The following is a 19074-nucleotide window of genomic DNA, read 5'->3' as shown; positions in this document are numbered from 1 at the left end:
TCAGCCCTTGAACCAGCCGGACGGCGCCGGTGTGAGGTTCTGGTAGATGTGCTTGCTCTCCTGGTACTCGTGCAGCCCGGACGGGCCCAGCTCGCGGCCGATGCCGGAGCGGCCGAAGCCGCCCCATTCGGCCTGCGGTACGTAGGGGTGGAAGTCGTTGATCCACACGGTGCCGTGCCGCAGGCCGTCGGCGAACCGCTGGGCGCGGCTGGCCTCGGACGTCCACACTCCGCCCGCGAGGCCGTAGCGGGTGTCGTTGGCCAGGCGCAGCGCCTGCTCCTCGGTGCGGAAGCGCTCGACGGTGACGACGGGGCCGAAGATCTCCTCCTGGACGACGCGCATGGAGCGGTCGCAGTCGGCCAGCACGGTCGGCTGGAGGAAGAAGCCCCGCTGGAGTGCCGGGTCCTTAGGGCGGGCGCCGCCGCAGGCGAAGCGGGCGCCCTCCTTGCGGGCGATCTCCAGATAGCGTTCGACCTTCGCGCGGTGTTCGCCGGAGCTGAGCGGGCCGGATTCGGTCTCGGGCTCCAGGCCGTTGCCCAGCCGGATGCGGGCGGCCCGGTCGGCCAGCGCTTCGACGAACCGGTCGTGGATGCCCTCCTGCACGATGAGCCGGGACCCGGCCGAGCAGACCTGGCCGGAGTGGAGGAAGGCGGCGTCCAGCGCGTAGTCGAGCGCGGCGTCGAAATCGGCGTCGTCGAAGATGACGTTGGGGTTCTTGCCGCCGAGTTCCAGGGCGATCTTCTTCACGTCTTCGGCTGCGGTCGCCATGATGCGGCGTCCGGTCTCCAGGCCGCCGGTGAAGGAGACGAGGTCCACGTCCGGGTGCGCGGTCATCGCGGCCCCGACGCGTGAGCCCTGGCCGAGGACGAGGTTGGCCACGCCGGGCGGGGCGCCCGCCTCCGCGATGAGGCGGAGCAGGTGGACGGTGGACAGCGGCGTCACCTCGCTCGGTTTGAGCACGAAGGTGTTGCCCGCCGCGAGCGCCGGGGCCACCTTCCAGGAGGCTTGCAGCAGAGGGTAGTTCCACGGGGCGATGAGCGCGCAGACGCCGACGGGGTAGTACACGACGCGGCTGAGCACGCCGGGGCCGACGTCCACCACCCGGCCCGCGTCCTTCCCCGCGGCCTCGGCGAAGTAGCGGAAGCAGTTCGCGACGTCCTCGATGTCGATGCGCGCCTCGGTGAGCGTCTTGCCGGTGTCCAGGGTCTCGGTGCGCGCGATCTCCTCCTGGTCGCGCAGCAGGAACTCGTGCACGCGGTAGAGCACGTCGGCGCGCTCGCGGGTGGGCAGCCCTGACCACTCGCCGGAGTCGAAGGCGCGGCGGGCGGCCCGTACGGCGAGGTCCACGTCGGTCGCGTCGCCGTCGTCCACTTCGGTGATCACCGAGGCGTCGAACGGGTTGACGACCTGGTGGCGTCCTTTGGCCGCCGCGGCGACCCATTGACCGTCGATATACAGCTCGGGCACGCGGACTCCCTGGAGATGGCGACTGGCTTCCCACCTTCGGCCGGTGCGCGCCCGCGCGCCACCCGGCGTACCGCCAGCCGGGGCCACCCGGGCCGCGCGGCACTCTGTCGGATCAGCGCCGGGACGCCTGACGCGGGGTCCGCTCCGGGCCGTCGTCCGACTTCCCGGCGGGCGGCTGCTTGGGCCAGAGGGTGTAACTGACGGCGATGATCAGGGCGACGGCGGCGACGAGACCCATCCACTGCTGGCGCTGCTGGCCGAGGGCTACGCGAACGCGGAGGTCGCGGCGGCGCTGTCGATGGCCGAGGCGACGGTCAAGACGCACGTCAGCCGCCTGCTGCGCAAGCTGGACCTGCGCAGTCGCACCCAGGCGGCGGTCCTGGCCCGCGAGTGGGGCGTGACGCGGGAGTAGGCGTCGCTCTGCCGCGAGGGCCAACGGCCGCCCCGGACTTTGGGTCAACTCACCGCCCGTCGAACGGGGAAGCCGCAGTTCGGAGCGGTCCTGGCGGGCATCACCAGGGGCAGACACCACGGCGATATGGTCCAGACCTCTTGACCAATGGTACAGACCTCTTTAGTGTCCACGGACAACTGCGAGGGACGCGGCAACAGGCTATGCCGTGCTCCCACGGGCGGCGCAGCGACCCATCGGACCGGCCCCCACCGGCCCCGGCACAGGAGCGCTCTCGTGACACCAGAACGCAGCACTTCGCATCGCATACGACGGCGGGCCCTCGCGGCAGCGGCCGCCCTGCTCATCCCCGTCGGCGGCATGGTCGCCCTCGCGCCGTCGGCACAGGCCGCCGAGTCGGCCACGGCCAGCTTCACCCGCACCTCGGACTGGGGTACCGGGTTCGAGGCCAAGTGGACGATCAAGAACACCGGTGACACCACGCTGAACGGCTGGGAGCTGGAGTGGGACTTCCCCTCCGGCACCACCGTGAACAGCCACTGGGAGGCCACGGTCACCCGGGACGGTGACCACTACACCGCCGTCAACGCGGGCTGGAACGGCCAGCTCGCGCCCGGGGCGAGCGTCAGCTTCGGCCTCAACGGCAGCGGACCGGGCGAGCCGAGCGGCTGCACCATCAACGGCGCCGCCTGCGACGGCTCCGGCGACCCGGACCCCGACCCGGACCCAGACCCCGACCCGGACCCGGACCCGGACCCGGACCCCGACCCCGAGCCGCCGGGCGAGTACATCAACCTCGGGTACTTCACCGAGTGGGGCGTCTACGGCCGCGACTACCACGTCAAGGACCTGGTGACGTCCGGCTCCGCCGCGAAGCTGACGCACATCAACTACGCGTTCGGCAACGTCCAGGGCGGCAAGTGCACCATGGGCGACGCCTACGCGGCGACCGACAAGGCGTACACCGCCGCCGAGTCGGTGGACGGCAAGGCCGACACCTGGGACCAGCCGCTGCGCGGCAACTTCAACCAGTTGCTGAAGCTGAAGCAGATGCACCCGCACCTCAAGGTGCTGTGGTCCTTCGGCGGCTGGACCTGGTCCGGCGGCTTCGGTGACGCCATGAAGAACCCGGCCGCCTTCGCGCAGTCCTGCCACGACCTGGTGTACGACGAGCGCTGGGAGGGCCTGTTCGACGGCATCGACCTGGACTGGGAGTACCCCAACGCCTGTGGCCTGAGCTGCGACGACAGCGGTCCGGACGTGATGCGCACGATGATGCGGGCGTTCCGCGCCGAGTTCGGCCAGGACCAGCTGGTCACCGCGGCCATCACCGCCGACGCCTCCGCGGGCGGCAAGATCGACCAGGCGGACTACGCCGGCGCGGCCCAGTACACCGACTGGTACAACGTCATGACCTACGACTTCTTCGGCGCCTGGGCCAAGACCGGCCCGACCGCCACGCACTCCCCGCTGACGTCGTACGAGGGCATCCCGAAGGAAGGCTTCAACGCGGCGGCCGCCATCGCCAAGCTGAAGGCCAAGGGCATCCCGGCCGACAAGCTGCTGCTGGGCATCGGCTTCTACGGGCGCGGCTGGACCGGCGTCACGCAGTCCGCGCCCGGTGGCAGCGCGACCGGCGCGGCGCCCGGCACCTATGAGGCGGGCATCGAGGACTACAAGGTGCTCAAGCAGCGCTGCCCGGCCACCGGCACGATCGCCGGTACCGCCTACGCGCACTGCGGCGAGCAGTGGTGGAGCTACGACACCCCGGCCACCATCGACGGCAAGATGGACTGGGCCAAGCGGCAGGGGCTGGGCGGCGCGTTCTTCTGGGAGACCAGCGGCGACACCGCCGACGGCGAGCTGATCACCGCCATCCACCGGGGGCTCAATGGCTGATCGCCGCCCCTCCACCGGGGCTGGGTGGCTGAGCACCGCCCGCTGAGTCCGCCCCGTCAGACCGCCGGGGAGACGGCCCGCCCGCCGTCTCCCCGGCTCTTTCACGCGCGCTCCGGCGCCTCGGCTTCCGGCGCCCCGGCTTCCGGCGCTGCGGTGTCGGATACTGCGGCTTCCGGCGCCCCGGCTCTCCGCACCCCGGCTTCCGGCGCTGGCTGCGGCGCTGACTCCGGGGCCGGTTCGCCGAGTGCGGCCAGCGCGTCCGTCAGCCACCGCGTCCAGAAGGACTCCAGTTCGATGCCCGCCCGCAGCACCACGTGCTGGAGCCGGGCGATCTCGTCGGTGCGCTCCGGCGGGAAGTCGCGGCGTTCGATCCGCTGGTACTCCGCCAGCTGCCGCTCGTGCAGGGCGAGATGGCGGGCCAGCTCCCCGGCGAGGCCGTCCGTGCCGACGACGGCTGCCGCCCGCAGCCGCAGGATCGTGGCGTCCCGCAGCGGCTTGGGGTCCTGCGCGGCGCCCACCCAGCGGCTCAGCTCCGCGCGGCCCTGGGGCAGCACCGCGTACTCCTTGCGCTGCCCGCGACTGCCCGGTTCCGGCTCCGACCGCACCCAGCCCGCCTGCTCCAGCTTGCCCAGCTCGCGGTAGATCTGCTGGTGCGTGGCGGACCAGAAGAAGCCGATGGACTTGTCGAACCGGCGCGTCAGCTCCAGCCCCGAAGACGGCTTCTCCAGCAGGGCGGTGAGGATGGCGTGCGGCAGCGACATGGTCGGCCCATCCTAGGCAGGGCGCGTCAGCGCTTACAGGGCGGCGGCTAGGCGGGTGCCCTGGTCGATGGCGCGCTTGGCGTCCAGCTCGGCGGCCACGTCGGCGCCGCCGATCAGGTGCACGCTGGTGCCGGAGGCCGTCAGCGCGTCGTACAGCTCGCGGCGCGGCTCCTGGCCGGTGCACAGCACCACGGTGTCCACCTCCAGCACGCGTTCCTCGCCGTCCACCGTGACGTGCACGCCCGCGTCGTCGATGCGGCGGTAGGTGGCGCCGGGGGTCATCTGGACGCCACGGTGGCGCAGCTCGGTGCGGTGAATCCAGCCCGTCGTCTTGCCCAGGCCCGCGCCGACCTTGCTCGTCTTGCGCTGGAGCAGGTGGACGGCGCGCGGGGACGCCGGGCGCTCGGGCGCGGTGAGGCCGCCCTCGGTGCGGTGCCCGGTGTCCACGCCCCACTCGGCGAAGAACACCTCCGGGCACTCGCTCGCGCCGTGCCCGGGGTCGGTGAGGTAGGCGGCGACGTCGAAGCCGATGCCGCCCGCGCCGAGCACCGCGACGCGCTCGCCCACCTCCGCGCCGCCGCGCAGCACGTCGAGGTAGCCGAGCACCCGGGGGTGGTCCACGCCGGGCAGGTCCGGGACGCGGGGGGTGACGCCGGTGGCCAGGACGATCTCGTCGTAGCCCGCGCCGGTGAGGTCATCGGCGGTGACGGCGGTGCCGAGCTTGACCGTGACGCCGTGCGCCTGGAGCTGGTGGCGGTAGTAGCGCAGGGTCTCGTTGAACTCCTGCTTGCCCGGGACGCGGCGGGCCACGTTCAGCTGACCGCCGATCTCCTCGGCCGCGTCGTACAGCGTGACGTCGTGGCCGCGTTCGGCCGCTGAGACCGCGCAGGCCAGCCCGGCCGGGCCCGCACCGACGACGCCAACGCGCTTGACGTGCCGGGTGGGCGAGAGCACCAGTTCCGTCTCGTGGCAGGCGCGGGGGTTGACCAGGCAGGAGGTGATCTTGCCGCTGAACGTGTGGTCCAGGCACGCCTGGTTGCAGCCGATGCAGGTGTTGATCGCCTCCGGCTCGCCCGCGTCCGCCTTGTTGACGAAGGCGGGGTCGGCGAGCAGCGGACGGGCCAGCGACACCATGTCGGCGTAGCCGTCGGCGAGCAGGTGTTCGGCGACGTCAGGAGTGTTGATGCGGTTGACGGCGACGAGCGGCACGCTGACCGAGCCCATCAGCTTCTTGGTCACCCACGCGTAGGCGCCGCGTGGCACGGAGGTGGCGATCGTCGGGATGCGCGCCTCGTGCCAGCCGATACCGGTGTTGATGATCGTGGCGCCCGCCGCCTCGACGGCCTGGGCGAGCTGGATGACCTCGGGCAGCGTGGAGCCGCCGGGCACCAGGTCCAGCATGGACAGGCGGTAGATCAGGATGAAGTCGGTTCCCACGCGCTCGCGGACGCGGCGCACGATCTCGACGGGGAAACGCATCCGGTTCTCGTACGAGCCGCCCCAGCGGTCGGTGCGCTGGTTGGTGGGCGCGGCGATGAACTCGTTGATCAGGTAGCCCTCGGAGCCCATGATCTCCACGCCGTCGTAGCCCGCGCGCTGGGCGAGGGCGGCGGCGTGCGCGTAGTCCTCGATCGTCTGCTCGATCTCGGCCTCGGTCAGCTCCTTCGGCGGGAACGGGCTGATCGGCGCCTTAAGGGGGCTCGGCGCGACGAGGCCGGGGTGGTAGGCGTACCGGCCGGAGTGCAGCAACTGCACCGCGATCCGGCCGCCGGCGGCGTGCACGGCGTCGGTGATCACGCGGTGCTGCCCGGCCTCCGCCTCGGTGGTGAGGCGGGCCGCGCCCTCGTAGATGCGGCCCGCGTCGTTGGGGGCGATGCCGCCGGTGACGATGAGGCCGACGCCGCCCGCCGCGCGCTCCGCGTAGAAGGCGGCCATGCGGTCGAAGCCGTTGTCGGCTTCTTCCAGGCCCACGTGCATGGAGCCCATCAGCACGCGGTTGGGGAGCGTGGTGAAGCCCAGGTTCAGCGGCTCCAGCAGGCGTGGGTATGCGGGCACGGGTCCTCCTCCGGCGGGCGCGGTTACTGGAGAGTAGCGCCGTCGCCGTCGGTTGTGCAACAAGTTGCACAGGCTTGGCGGCAGAGGGAGGTGAGGAACACAAAAGCCCCGGCCATCGCCGGGGCGGACGCGCTACGCCACGTTGACGCGCTGGCCCGGAGGCGCGGCCTCCAGCCAGGCGAGGAAACCCGTGAGCGCGTCCTCGCTCATCGCCAGTTCCACCCGCGCACCCCGGAGCCGGCACACGAGGACGACCGCGCCGGACAACAGAGCCAGCTCCTCCTCGCCCTTCGGCACCCGGCGCTCCAGCACCTCCACCGACTCACGCTCCAGCAGGCGGCGCGGCCGGGGCGCGTAGGAGAAGACGCGGAACCACTCGACGCGATCGCCGCGATAGCGGGCGATGCCGTAGCTCCAGCCCCGGCCCGTCGGCTCACTCGCCTCCACCCCGGCGACGTCCCACCGCAGACTGCAGTCGAACGTGCCGCCGGAGCGCTGGATCAGGCGGCGGCGCAGGCCGAAGACGAACAGCGCCAGCAGGGCCAGCGCCACGAACGATCCGCACAGCCACAGGGCGAGGGCCATGTGTCACCGACCTCCTCGCGTCTGTAGCGGGCCGCGCGCCGTGTGCGGTGCGCCGTGCCCGGTCTCCCAGCGTTCCCAGCGTGCCGCGCCCGTGATCGACGCAGCCGCGGACCATTCCGGAGCAGGGCTCCGGAGCCGTCCGCGGCTGGGGCGAGAAGGGGCGTGCGGTTTCAGCGTGCGACCGCCACTGCCCGCAGTCGGACATCGGCGCGCCGCTCGGCCGCCGAGTCCTGCTCCGACTTGGCCTTCTCCAGCGCGCGCTCGGCGCGCTGGACGTCGATCTCGTAGCTCAGCTCCGCGATCTCGGCCAGGATGGAGAGTTTGTTGTCCGCGAACGAGATGAAACCGCCGTGCACGGCGGCGATCACGGTGCCGCTGTCCGCACCGGTGGACCGGATGGTGACCGGGCCGGACACCAGCACACCAAGCAGCGGCTGGTGGCCGGGCATGATGCCGATCTCACCCGACGAGGTGCGCGCGACGACCAGGCTGGCCTCACCGGACCAGACCTTGCGGTCGGCGGCGACCAACTCGACGTGCAGCTCAGCCACTGTGGCTCCTCAGACTGGGATTTTCACAAGGATACGGGGTGCGGCGGGTGGGAACGGACACGGGTCCGTTCCCACCGCCGGCGAGCCGGGAGCGTCAGGAGACGCCCAGCTCCTTGGCCTTGGCCTTGAGGTCGTCCAGGCCACCGCACATGAAGAACGCCTGCTCGGGGAAGTGGTCGTACTCACCGTCGGCGATCGCGTTGAACGCGGCGATCGACTCGTCCAGCGGCACGTCCGATCCGTCGAGTCCGGTGAACTGCTTCGCCGCGTGCGTGTTCTGCGACAGGAAGCGCTCGATGCGGCGGGCGCGGTGGACGGTGAGCTTGTCCTCCTCGCCGAGCTCGTCGATACCGAGAATGGCGATGATGTCCTGGAGGTCCTTGTACTTCTGCAGGATGCCCTTGACGCGCGAGGCGCACTCGTAGTGCTCCTGCGAGATGTAGCGCGGGTCCAGGATGCGGGAGGTGGAGTCCAGCGGGTCCACCGCCGGGTAGATGCCCTTCTCCGAGATCGGACGGGAGAGCACCGTGGTGGCGTCCAGGTGGGCGAACGTGGTCGCCGGGGCCGGGTCGGTCAGGTCGTCCGCGGGGACGTAGATCGCCTGCATCGAGGTGATCGAGTGACCACGGGTGGAGGTGATGCGCTCCTGGAGGATGCCCATCTCGTCCGCGAGGTTCGGCTGGTAGCCCACCGCGGAGGGCATGCGGCCCAGCAGCGTGGAGACCTCGGAGCCGGCCTGGGTGAAGCGGAAGATGTTGTCGATGAAGAACAGCACGTCCTGCTTCTGCACATCGCGGAAGTACTCCGCCATGGTCAGACCGGCCAGCGCCACGCGCAGACGCGTGCCCGGCGGCTCGTCCATCTGGCCGAAGACGAGGGCGGTCTGCGGGAGCACGCCGGACTCGGCCATCTCCTCGATCAGGTCGTTGCCCTCACGGGTGCGCTCACCCACACCGGCGAACACGGAAACACCCTCGTGCAGCTTGGCCACACGCATGATCATTTCCTGGATGAGCACGGTCTTGCCGACGCCCGCGCCGCCGAACAGGCCGATCTTGCCGCCCTTGACGTACGGGGTCAGCAGGTCCACGACCTTCAGGCCGGTCTCGAACATCTCGGTCTTGGACTCAAGCTGGTCGAAGGCCGGGGCCTTGCGGTGGATCGCCCAGCGCTCGGTGACCTCGGAGGCGGCCTCCGGCTCGTTGAGGATCTCGCCGAGCGTGTTGAACACGCGGCCCTTGGTGACGTCGCCGACGGGCACCGTGATGCCGTCGCCGGTGTCGGTCACCGGGGCCTGGCGGACCAGGCCGTCGGTGGGCTGCATGGAGATGGCGCGCACCACACCCTCGCCGAGGTGCTGTGCGACCTCCAGCGTCAGCGTCTTGGTGGCACCCTCGGCCGACGGGTCGAGGACCTCGACGGTCAGGGCGTTGTAGATGTCCGGCATCGCGTCGACGGGGAACTCCACGTCGACGACCGGGCCGATGACCCGCGCGACGCGGCCCGTCGCGACGGCCGTCTGAGCAGTGGTGGTCATAGTTATCGGTCACTCCCCGCAGAAGCGTCGGCCAGCGCGCTGGCACCACCGACGATCTCGCTGATTTCCTGGGTGATGTCGGCCTGGCGGGCCGCGTTGGCAAGCCGCGTGAGCGACTTGATGAGTTCTTCCGCGTTGTCCGTCGCCGACTTCATCGCCCGGCGGCGGGCCGCGTGCTCGGAGGCGGCGGCCTGGAGCAGGGCGTTGTAGACCCGGCTCTCGACGTAACGCGGCAGCAGCGCGTCGAGGACTTCCTCGGCTGAGGGCTCGAAGTCGTACAGCGGCTGGATCTGCCGCTCCTTCGCCGTGCCCTCGGCGTTCTCGGCGCTTTCGCTGGCGTCCGGCTCGAACGTCAGCGGCAGCATGCGGCGCTGGACGGGCGTCTGGGTCATCATCGAGACGAACTCGGTGAAGACGATGTGCAGCTCGTCCAGTCCGCCCTCGGCCGTCTCCCGCTCGATCGCCTCGATAAGGGGAGCCGCCACCGTCTTGGCGTCCGCGTAGGACGGCGCGTCGGTGAAGCCGGTCCAGGAGTCGGTGACCGGGCGCTCACGGAAGTTGTAGTACGCCACGCCCTTGCGGCCGACGACGTAGGTCTGGACTTCCTTGCCCTCACCGTCGAGCCGCGCGGTCAGCGCCTCCGCGGCCTTGATGGCGTTGGAGGAGTAGCCGCCGGCCAGACCGCGGTCGCTGGTGATCAGCAGGACGGCGGCCCGCCTGGGGGTTTCCGCCTCGGTGGTCAGCGGGTGCTTGACGTTCGCCCCGTCGGCCACCGCGGTGACCGCGGCGGTCAGCTCGTCGGCGTACGGAGTGGAGGCCGCCACCTTGCGCTGCGCCTTGACGATGCGCGAGGCGGCGATCATCTCCATCGCCTTGGTGATCTTCTTGGTCGCCTTGACGGACTTGATCCGTCGTTTGTAGACGCGGAGCTGGGCACCCATGCTCAGCCCTCGCCCAGCAGCTTGCCGTCCGAGGTCTCGAACTGGCGCTTGAAGGAGTCGACGACCTCACGCAGCTTGGCCAGGGTGTCGTCCGACATCTTGGCGCCCTCGCGGATGGACGTCATCAGGTCCTTGTGCTCGTGGTGCAGGAAGTCCAGCAGCTCCTTCTCGAAGCGGCGGATGTCCGCGACCGGGACCTCGTCCATCAGGCCGTTGGTGCCCGCCCAGATGGAGACGATCTGGTTCTCGGTCGGGTACGGCGCGTACTGGCTCTGCTTGAGCAGTTCCACCATGCGCTGACCGCGCTCCAGGGAGGACTTGGACGCGGCGTCCAGGTCCGAGCCGAAGGCGGCGAACGCCTCCAGCTCACGGAACTGGGCCAGGTCCACGCGCAGACGGCCCGACACCTGCTTCATCGCCTTGTGCTGCGCGGAGCCACCGACGCGGGAGACCGAGATGCCGACGTTCAGCGCCGGGCGCTGGCCCGCGTTGAACAGGTCGGACTCCAGGAAGCACTGGCCGTCGGTGATGGAGATGACGTTGGTCGGGATGAACGCCGACACGTCGTTGGCCTTGGTCTCGACGATCGGCAGACCGGTCATCGAGCCCGCGCCCATCTCGTCCGACAGCTTGGCGCAGCGCTCCAGCAGCCGGGAGTGCAGGTAGAACACGTCACCCGGGTACGCCTCACGGCCCGGCGGGCGGCGCAGCAGCAGGGACACGGCGCGGTAGGCGTCGGCCTGCTTGGACAGGTCGTCGAAGACGATCAGGACGTGCTTGCCCTCGTACATCCAGTGCTGGCCGATGGCCGAACCGGTGTAGGGCGCCAGGTACTTGAAGCCCGCCGGGTCGGACGCCGGGGCGGCGACAATCGTCGTGTACTCCAGGGCACCGGCCTCCTCCAGCGCGCCGCGCACGCCAGCGATGGTGGAGCCCTTCTGGCCGACGGCGACGTAGATGCAGCGGACCTGCTTGCTCGGGTCGCCGGTCTCCCAGTTGGCCTTCTGGTTGATGATCGTGTCAACCGCCAGGGCCGTCTTGCCGGTCTGCCGGTCGCCGATGATCAGCTGACGCTGGCCACGGCCGATCGGGGTCATGGCGTCCACGGCCTTGTAGCCGGTCTCCATCGGCTCGTGCACCGACTTGCGCTGCATGACCGTGGGGGCCTGCAGCTCCAGCGCACGGCGGCCCGAGGTCTCGATGTCGCCGAGTCCGTCCACCGGGTTGCCCAGCGGATCGACGACACGGCCGAGGTAGCCGTCGCCCACCGCCACCGAGAGGACCTCGCCGGTGCGGCGCACCGTCTGGCCCTCCTCGATGCCGCTGAACTCGCCGAGGACCACCGCACCGACCTCGCGCTCTTCGAGGTTCAGGGCGAGGCCGAGCGTGCCGTCCTCGAACTTCAGCAGCTCGTTCGCCATGGCCGAGGGCAGCCCCTCGACCTTCGCGATGCCGTCACCGGCAACGCTGACCGTCCCGACCTCTTCGCGCGAGGCCGCGTCCGGCGTGTACGACTGGACAAAGTTCTCCAGCGCGTCCCGGATCTCATCCGGCCGGATCGTGAGCTCCGCCATCTGGGTTCCCTGCTCTCCTTGTTGGGCCCGTATGTATCTGCTACGGCCCAACTCGGGCCGCTACGTACTGCTTGTTGAGTTGGTTGTGCGGCCGGGACTAACCGGCCATCCGCCGTTCGACCTCACCCAGACGCGCGGCGACGGTGCCGTCGATGACGTCGTCACCGATGCGCACCGAGATCCCGCCGAGGACCGCCGGGTCCACGTCGAGGTTGAGGTGCACCTCCCGCCCGTACAGGCGGGCCAGCGCGGCGCCCAGACGCTGCTTCTGCCCGTCGCTGAGCGGCACCGCGGAGGTGACGACGGCGACGGAGCGGTCGCGGCGCTCGGCGGCCAGCCGGGACAGCGCCTCCAGGCCACCTTCCAGGCTACGACCCCGCGGGGCGGCGACCAGGCGCGTCACCAGCCGCTCGGTGGCGGGCTTGGCCCGGCCGCCCAGCAGGCGGTGCAGCAGCTCGGTCTTCGCACCGCGCGCGGCGGGGTCGTCAACCTTGCCGCTGAGCGCGGCCCGCAGCTGGGTCGAGGACGCGACGATCCGGCCGAACCGGAACAGCTCGTCCTCCACGTCGTCCAGGGTGCCGGCCCGGTCGGCGGCGATCAGGTCGGCGCTGTCGGCAAGCTGCTCGACGGCGTCCACCAGGTCGCGCGACCGGGACCAGCGCGAGCGGACCATGCCGGAGACGAGGTCGGCCACCTCGCCGCTGACCTGGCGGCCCAGCAGGCGTCTGGCCAGTTCGGCCTTGGCCTCGCCGGGCTGCGCCGGGTCGGTGAGCACCCGGCGCAGGCGCACCTCGCGGTCGAGCAGCGTGGTGACAGCGGCCAGCTCGTCGGCCAGCTGCCGCGCGTCAACGGCGGTGTTGTCCGTCAGCGCGTCCAGCTGCTCCCGGGCGACGGCCAGTGCCTCGCGGCTCGCTCCGTTCATCGGGCGGCCCCGGCGGCGTCGGAGGCGGCTGTAGCGTCGGCCTTGTGCTCCAGCTCGTCCAGGAACCGGTCGATCGTGCGGCTCTGCCGGGCCTGGTCCTCAAGGGACTCGCCGACGAGCTTGCCGGCCAGGGTGGTCGCGAGCGAGCCCACGTCCTGGCGCAGCGCCTGCGCGGCCTGCTTGCGGTCGGCCTCGATCTGGGTGTGACCGGCGGCGACGAGCTCCTCACGCTGCCGCTGGCCCTCCGCGCGCATCTCGGCGATGATCGCGGCACCCTGCTCCTGGGCGTCCTGCCGCAGCCGCGCGGCCTCGTGCCGGGCCTCGGCGAGCTGCGCCCGGTACTCCTCCAGCGTCTGCTGCGCCTCGGCCTGAGCTGCCTCGGCCTTCTCCATGCCCCCCTCGATCGCCTCCCGGCGCTCGTCCAGGGCCTTGTTGATGGCCGGGAGGAGCTTCTTGGCGAAGACGAAGAAGACGATGCCGAAGGCGAGCAGGCCAATGACGATCTCAGGCCAGACCGGGAACAGCGGATTCTGTTCCTCTGAGGCTGCCAGGTACATCATGGGGGACCTTTCGTCTGATGCGGCTCGGGTCCGATGGTCAGTTCAGGACGAACGGAACGACGAAACCGATGAGGGCGAGGGCCTCGACGACCGCGAAACCGAGCAGCATGTTCTGGCGGATGAGGCCGGCCGCCTCGGGCTGGCGGGCGATGGCCTGCACACCGTTACCGAAGATGATGCCGACGCCGATACCGGGGCCGATCGCGGCGAGGCCGTAGCCGATGGTGCCGACGTTGCCTTCAACCTGCGCGAGCGTCTCGAGAGCAGACATTCCCTTGGTTCCTTCTCTTGGTGGGCCGGTGGGTGGTTGGTCCACCGGACGTCTTGGGTGGTGCGGGGTGGCTTGGCGGGCGTGCGGGCCGCTACCTCAGTGCGCTTCTTCCAGCGCCTGCGAGAGGTAGGTGGCCGTCAGCACGGTGAACACGTACGCCTGCAACGCCTGGATGAAAAGCTCGAAGACGGTGAGCACGACCGTCATGGCGAAGGAGGCGGTGGCGTACACGGTTCCGAGGACCGTGCCGAGCATGTACCAGGTCGCGATCGTGAAGATCAGGATCAGGGTGTGACCTGCGAACATGTTCGCGAAGAGCCGTACGGCCAGCGTGAACGGCCGGACGAAGATGTTCGAGACGAACTCGATCGGGGTCAGGATCACGTAGATCGGCTTCGGCAGCCCGGAAGGTACACACAGGTTGCGCATGCCGCCGACGAACCCGTTCGTCTTGAACGTCACCGTCATGTAGGTGACCCACACGACGATCGCCAGAGCGGCTGGGTAGGCGATCACGGAGGTGACCGGGAACTGGGCGATCGGGATGAGCGCCCACAGGTTCATCACCCACACGAAGAAGAACAGCGAGACGAGCAGCGGGACGAAGGGCTCGCCCTTCTTGCCGATCACCTCGCGGGCGATGCCCTTGCGCACGAACTCATAGCCCGCCTCGGCGACCATCTGGAGCTTGCCGGGGACGACCTTGGGTTTCGAGAACGCCATCCCGAAAAACGTGAGGATGAGGCCGGTACCGATGAACGCGAGGAGCATCGGCTTGTTGAACTCGAGCGGCCCGACCGTGAACATCGGCTCGAAGATGAACGACCACACGCTCGGGGCCTCAAAGCCACACCCCTGGAACAGGTGGCAGTCAACCTCGAAGGCGAGCAACTGATCACTACTCACCGCGAGCTCCTTCGGTCGGACGCATAGGTACGGCTACCTCGTGTGTCGGCGCGGCACAGGGCCACGGAGCGGCACTGGACTGGGTATCACGGGAGGAGGGACCGGCCGGCGCGACGGCAGAGCGGTCCACGAAGAAGCGGGGAGCTCGCGACGCTGTCCCGCACAGCGCACGCTCCATCGCTCGCCACACTCTCGGCGTCGGACCATAGCAGTCCGCCGAAGGTGTTCTTATGTCGCCCCTACCTTCGGTGCCTCCGTACTCGGCCCTCATGCGCGGGGCTCCGCGTCCGTGGACGTGCTCGGGGCGGGGGGATCGACGTACAGGGTCTTCACCCGGGTGTGGGTCCACGCCTGGGCGGCGAGCCACACCAGCAGGCAGGCCAGGACAGTCAGGCCGAAGACCCGGCCGTCCATCCACGTGGCGTCGCGCAGCAGCAGGAGCAGGACGAGCATGACGCCGACCTGTGTCGTGTAGACGAGGAACCCCGCGCCGAGCAAGAGGTGCGGCCATGCCTCGCCGATACGGCTCAGCGCGACGAGTCCGGCACCGAAGAACGCGAGGACGAGCACGGTGCCGAGCGCGGCCCCGAGAGCACCCTGCGCACCGGCCACGAGGGTGCCGACGACGACGCCGACCAGCCCGGCGCAGGCCGAGGGAATCGCGGCGCCGCGGAGAATCCGGGCGTCGTTCGACTGCATAAGTGCTGCTCCAGCAAGGGGGACTGCGGGGGGCGACGTGACGTCGGTGGTGAGCGTAGCCCGGCGGCGCGAACGCGCGGAGCGGGGGCCTGGGTCGCTGCCCGCCGACCTCCTGACCGGTCTCGTGAACGGTATCACAAACTATTTGATGAGGTCTTTACCAAGTTGGTGTGCCAGCCGTCACACTTGAGAGCGACGCCCATCATCCGTGCACTGACGGGCAGTTGGCACCACCCTAGCTGAGCGCTCGCTTACCGCGGTGCTCGCGGCAGCCGCCGCCAGGGCGGGCGACACCCTCAGGAACGGGAGTCCAACGTGCGGCGGCGGGAGGGGCGGTGGCGGTCGGTGAGGGCGGTCGCGCCGTTGAGACCAGAGGTGTGCGGACGGGCGGCCGAAGCGCTGATGGTCTCCGGTTCGCGCTGCGGAGCGGCGGACTCCGTTTCCCCGGCGGGCGCCGCTACCGGTTCGTCCTCCAGGCGCCGGTAGCGGGGTGGGACCAGGCGCTGGCCCCAGGCCGGGACGCGCGGGGTGAAGCGGGGCAGCAGCAGGACGACGAGGCCCACCGCGCTCAGCAGGACGATCGTCAGGACGATCACCAGCGAGCGGGACTTCACCGAGAAGGCGACCGCGCCGAAGGCGATCAGCGCGGACCAGAAGTACAGCGTCAGCACCGCGCGGCTGTGGCTGTGACCGATCTCCAGCAGCCGGTGGTGCAGGTGCCCCCGGTCGGCGGCGAACGGCGACTGGCCCTTCCAGGTGCGCCGGATGATCGACAGCGCGAGGTCGGCGATCGGGACGGCCAGGATCGTCAGCGGCAGCAGCAGCGGCATGTAGACCGGCACCATCACCTGCACCGCCTCGCGCACCGAACCCTCGTGCTCGGTGACCACGTCCGGGTCCACCTGGCCGGTGATCGTGACCGCGCCCGCCGCGAGGACGAGGCCGATGAGCATCGAGCCGGAGTCACCCATGAAGATGCGGGCGGGGTGCATGTTGTGCGGCAGGAAGCCCAGGCACATGCCGATGAGGACGGCGGCGAAGAGCGTGGCCGGGGCGGCGGCCTCGATGCCGTAGCCGTACCACATGCGGTAGGCGTACATGAAGAACGCCATCGCCGCGATGCACACCACGCCCGCGGCCAGCCCGTCCAGCCCGTCCACGAAGTTCACGGCGTTGATGGTGATGACGACCAGCGCGACGGTCAGCAGGGTGCCCTGGAGCGGGGTGAGGGCGACGTTGCCGACGGTGGGGATGGGCAGCCACAAGATGGTCAGGCCCTGCCACACCATGACACCGGCGGCGATCATCTGGCCGCCGAGCTTGACCAGCGCGTCCACGCCGAACTTGTCGTCCAGCACGCCCAGCACCCAGATGATCCCGGCGCCGGCGAGCAGCGCGCGCGGTTCGTCGGACAGGGTGAAGGCTTCACCGATATTGGTGAGCTGTGAGGCGACCAGCAGACCCGCGCACAGGCCGCCGAACATCGCGATGCCGCCGAGTCGCGGGGTGGGCTCACGGTGTACGTCCCGGGCGCGGATCTGCGGCATGGCGCCCGCCGCGATGGCGAACTTCCGCACCGGCCCGGTCAGCAAGTAGGTGACCGCGGCCGTGACGCACAACGTCAGCAGATACTCCCGCACGGGCTCCCCTGGGTTCTTCGGCGCCTAGTACCAGCTGGCGTACTAGGAGTACTAGGCCCTACAGACTAGGACACGGCGACGCGGCTGGCTGGTTGCGTCCCCCGCCCAGCGGCTACGCCGGGGCGGGCACCCCGGTGAGCGCGGTCACCACGGGGTCGAGCGCGCGGCTGATCTCCTCGCCGACGCTGCGGAAGTAGGTGATGGGCGCCCCGTACGGGTCGTAGACCTCGTCCGCCTCGGCGGTGGGAGCCTGCAGCCAGCCGCGCAGTGCGGCTGCGGCCTGGACCAGGGCGCGGGCCCGCTCGGCGACGCCGCCGGGCGAGGCCGGGTCCGGCAGGCTCGCGGCGTCGATCGCGCCCACCAGCCGGGTGAACTCCTTCAGGGTGAACGTGCGCAGCCCCGCGGAGTGCCCCATGGAGATGACCTGCGCCCGGTGGTCGCGGGTGGCGGTCAGCACCAGGTCGGCGCGGATGACGTGCTCGTCCAGCAGCTCGCGGCCGGTGAAGCCGGTGGCGTCGGCGCCGTAGTCGGCCAGGACGGTGGCGGCGTGCTCCTCCATGGGCGCGCCCTCGTGCCCCCACGTCCCGGCACTCTCCACCAGCAGGCCACCGGCGGCCATCCCGTCCAGCCGGGCCGCCAGGGCGTGCCGTGTCAGCCGCTCGGTGATGGGTGAGCGGCAGACGTTGCCGGTGGAGACGTGCAGGATGCGGAAGGGCGTACCGGCCTCGGTGGGGGTCGCTATGCCACGCCCTTCGGGCGCGGTCAACTGGCCTCCTTGAGGTCGGGGACCACCTTGCGCAGCTCGTCGGCGCTCAGGGCCCCGGCGCGCAGCAGCACCGGCTGCGTTCCGGTGACGTCAACGATGGAGGACGGCACGGTGTCGGGGGTGGGGCCGCCGTCGAGGTAGACGGCGACGGAGTCGCCCAGCATCTCCTGTGCCGCGTCGCAGTCCTGCGGGGCCGGGTGGCCGGTGAGGTTGGCCGAGGAGACGGCCATCGGGCCGACCTCGGTCAGCAGCTCGATCGCCACCGGGTGCAGCGGCATGCGCACGGCGACGGTGCCACGCGTCTCCCCCAGGTCCCAGGTCAGCGAGGGCTGGTGGCGGGCGACGAGGGTGAGCGCGCCGGGCCAGAAGGCGTCCACCAGTTCCCAGGCGGACTCGGAGAAGTCGGTGACCAGCCCGTGCAGGGTGTTCGGGGAGCCGACGAGCACCGGGGAGGGCATGCCCCGGCCGCGTCCCTTGGCCTGAAGCAGGTCGGCGACGGCCTCCGGGGCGAACGCGTCCGCCCCGATCCCGTACACCGTGTCGGTGGGCAGCACGACCAGCTCGCCGCGGCGGACGGCGGCGGCGGCCTCGCGCAGCCCGGTCCGGCGGTCGGTGGGGTCGGAGCAGTCGTAGCGCCGTGCCATTACGGCACCTCCCTGCGGGCTGTGGCGAATCGGGGGCGGTTGTTCAGGTCGGGGTGGTCGGCGGCGTCGGCCCAGCCCCGGTCCTCGGTGAAGATCCACGGCACCTGGCCGCCCTGGGTGTCGGCGTGCTCGATGACGACGAGCCCGCCGGGCCGCAGCAGGCGGTGCGCGGTGCGCTCCAGGCCCCGGATGAGGTCCAGGCCGTCCTCGCCGGAGAACAGGGCCAGCTGCGGATCGTGGTCGCGGGCCTCGGGGGCGACGTGCTCCCACTCGGTGAGCGGGATGTAGGGCGGGTTGGAGATGACCAGGTCCACCTGGCCGTCCAGCTCCGGCAGCGCGGTGCGGGCGTCGGCGTGGTGCAGCCGCACCCGGGTGCCGTCGGTGTTCTTGCGCGCCCAGTGCAGCGCGCCCTCGTCCAGCTCGACGGCGTGCACCCGCGAACGCGGCACCTCCTGGGCCAGGGCGAGCGCGATGGCGCCGGAGCCGGTGCACAGGTCCACGATCAGCGGCTCGGCGACATCCATGGCCCGCACGGCGTCTATCGCCCAGCCGACCACGGACTCCGTCTCCGGACGCGGCACGAACACCCCGCGTCCGACCGCCAGCTCCAGATAGCGGAAGAACGCGCGCCCGGTGATGTGCTGGAGCGGTTCGCGGGCCTCGCGCCGGGCGATGGCCTCCCAGTAGCGTGCGTCGAAGTCGGCGTCGGCGACCTGGTGCAGCTCACCGCGCTTGACGCCGTGCACGAACGACGCCAGCTCCTCGGCGTCGAACCGGGGCGAGGGGACGCCCGCGTCGGCCAGCCGCTGCGTGGCCTGCGCGACCTCCGCCAGCAGCACACTGCGCGGAGAGGGGGCGCGGCCCCCGGGAGACTGCCGCATCGC

At 70.8% G+C, this 19074-nt stretch carries 17 protein-coding genes and 2 pseudogenes; 2 read left to right on the top strand and 17 right to left on the bottom strand.

Going from position 1 to position 19074, the window contains the following annotated elements; translation table 11 throughout:
- Positions 1–1467, bottom strand: coding sequence for an aldehyde dehydrogenase family protein (locus JJV70_RS04995; RefSeq protein WP_219046477.1), 1467 nt, complete (start codon positions 1465–1467; stop codon positions 1–3).
- A 250-nt stretch (positions 1468–1717) separates the two neighbouring features.
- On the opposite strand from JJV70_RS04995, the pseudogene JJV70_RS22465 reads away from it, so the two are divergent.
- A pseudogene (locus JJV70_RS22465) lies at positions 1718–1879 on the top strand (response regulator transcription factor); the annotation flags it as partial.
- Positions 1880–2239: 360 nt separating this feature from the next.
- Entirely contained in the window at positions 2240–3778 is a 1539-nt protein-coding gene (locus JJV70_RS04985; RefSeq protein ID WP_257573447.1) for a glycosyl hydrolase family 18 protein, read from the top strand.
- 236 nt (positions 3779–4014) lie between these two features.
- Here the strand turns inward: JJV70_RS04985 and JJV70_RS04980 are convergent.
- From JJV70_RS04980 to prmC, 16 genes and pseudogenes are all read right to left on the bottom strand, one after another.
- Positions 4015–4539 (bottom strand): annotated as a pseudogene (locus JJV70_RS04980) (PadR family transcriptional regulator); the annotation flags it as partial.
- A gap of 33 nt (positions 4540–4572) precedes the next feature.
- A complete protein-coding gene (locus JJV70_RS04975) occupies positions 4573–6594 on the bottom strand; it encodes an NADPH-dependent 2,4-dienoyl-CoA reductase (RefSeq protein ID WP_219046474.1) in 2022 nt (673 codons plus the stop codon).
- Positions 6595–6726: 132 nt separating this feature from the next.
- Positions 6727–7179: a DUF2550 domain-containing protein gene (locus tag JJV70_RS04970; RefSeq protein WP_219046473.1), complete on the bottom strand. Its 453-nt coding sequence runs from the start codon at positions 7177–7179 to the stop codon at positions 6727–6729.
- A 170-nt stretch (positions 7180–7349) separates the two neighbouring features.
- Entirely contained in the window at positions 7350–7730 is a 381-nt protein-coding gene (locus JJV70_RS04965; RefSeq protein ID WP_219046472.1) for a F0F1 ATP synthase subunit epsilon, read from the bottom strand.
- A gap of 94 nt (positions 7731–7824) precedes the next feature.
- Complete coding sequence (gene atpD / locus JJV70_RS04960) at positions 7825–9267, bottom strand: F0F1 ATP synthase subunit beta (protein ID WP_219046471.1); 1443 nt, start codon at positions 9265–9267, stop codon at positions 7825–7827.
- 2 nt (positions 9268–9269) lie between these two features.
- Positions 9270–10208 carry a F0F1 ATP synthase subunit gamma gene (locus JJV70_RS04955; RefSeq protein ID WP_219046470.1) on the bottom strand — a complete coding sequence of 313 codons (939 nt, stop codon included), beginning with the start codon at positions 10206–10208 and terminating at the stop codon, positions 9270–9272.
- Between the two features lie 2 nt (positions 10209–10210).
- Positions 10211–11782 carry a F0F1 ATP synthase subunit alpha gene (gene atpA / locus JJV70_RS04950; protein WP_219046469.1) on the bottom strand — a complete coding sequence of 524 codons (1572 nt, stop codon included), beginning with the start codon at positions 11780–11782 and terminating at the stop codon, positions 10211–10213.
- 97 nt (positions 11783–11879) lie between these two features.
- Positions 11880–12704, bottom strand: coding sequence for a F0F1 ATP synthase subunit delta (locus tag JJV70_RS04945; protein ID WP_219046468.1), 825 nt, complete (start codon positions 12702–12704; stop codon positions 11880–11882).
- Positions 12701–13264 carry a F0F1 ATP synthase subunit B gene (locus JJV70_RS04940; RefSeq protein WP_219046467.1) on the bottom strand — a complete coding sequence of 188 codons (564 nt, stop codon included), beginning with the start codon at positions 13262–13264 and terminating at the stop codon, positions 12701–12703. The genes JJV70_RS04945 and JJV70_RS04940 overlap by 4 nt, the downstream gene beginning before the upstream one ends.
- A gap of 37 nt (positions 13265–13301) precedes the next feature.
- On the bottom strand, positions 13302–13535 hold the full coding sequence (atpE, locus tag JJV70_RS04935; RefSeq protein ID WP_219046466.1) for an ATP synthase F0 subunit C: 234 nt from the start codon (positions 13533–13535) through the stop codon (positions 13302–13304).
- Between the two features lie 96 nt (positions 13536–13631).
- A complete protein-coding gene (gene atpB, locus JJV70_RS04930) occupies positions 13632–14441 on the bottom strand; it encodes a F0F1 ATP synthase subunit A (protein WP_219046465.1) in 810 nt (269 codons plus the stop codon).
- Positions 14442–14708: 267 nt separating this feature from the next.
- Positions 14709–15140, bottom strand: coding sequence for a hypothetical protein (locus tag JJV70_RS04925; RefSeq protein WP_219046464.1), 432 nt, complete (start codon positions 15138–15140; stop codon positions 14709–14711).
- Between the two features lie 296 nt (positions 15141–15436).
- Positions 15437–16780 carry an MraY family glycosyltransferase gene (locus JJV70_RS04920; protein ID WP_219046463.1) on the bottom strand — a complete coding sequence of 448 codons (1344 nt, stop codon included), beginning with the start codon at positions 16778–16780 and terminating at the stop codon, positions 15437–15439.
- Positions 16781–16892: 112 nt separating this feature from the next.
- Positions 16893–17546: a protein-tyrosine-phosphatase gene (locus JJV70_RS04915; RefSeq protein WP_219046462.1), complete on the bottom strand. Its 654-nt coding sequence runs from the start codon at positions 17544–17546 to the stop codon at positions 16893–16895.
- Positions 17543–18190, bottom strand: a complete 648-nt coding sequence (locus tag JJV70_RS04910; RefSeq protein WP_219046461.1) for an L-threonylcarbamoyladenylate synthase — start codon at positions 18188–18190, stop codon at positions 17543–17545. The genes JJV70_RS04915 and JJV70_RS04910 overlap by 4 nt, the downstream gene beginning before the upstream one ends.
- The gene (gene prmC / locus JJV70_RS04905; RefSeq protein ID WP_219046460.1) at positions 18190–19071 is read right to left on the bottom strand and encodes a peptide chain release factor N(5)-glutamine methyltransferase; all 882 of its coding nucleotides are present in this window, start codon (positions 19069–19071) and stop codon (positions 18190–18192) included. Before prmC ends, JJV70_RS04910 begins: the two co-directional genes overlap by 1 nt.
- Between the last annotated feature and the right edge of the window lie 3 nt (positions 19072–19074).

The organism is Streptomyces sp. JJ66, assembly GCF_019303495.1.
Taxonomy (GTDB): Bacteria; Actinomycetota; Actinomycetes; order Streptomycetales; family Streptomycetaceae; genus Streptomyces.
The sequence above is the reverse complement of the archived record's forward strand: the minus strand, read 5'-3'. Positions and strand labels throughout refer to the sequence as shown.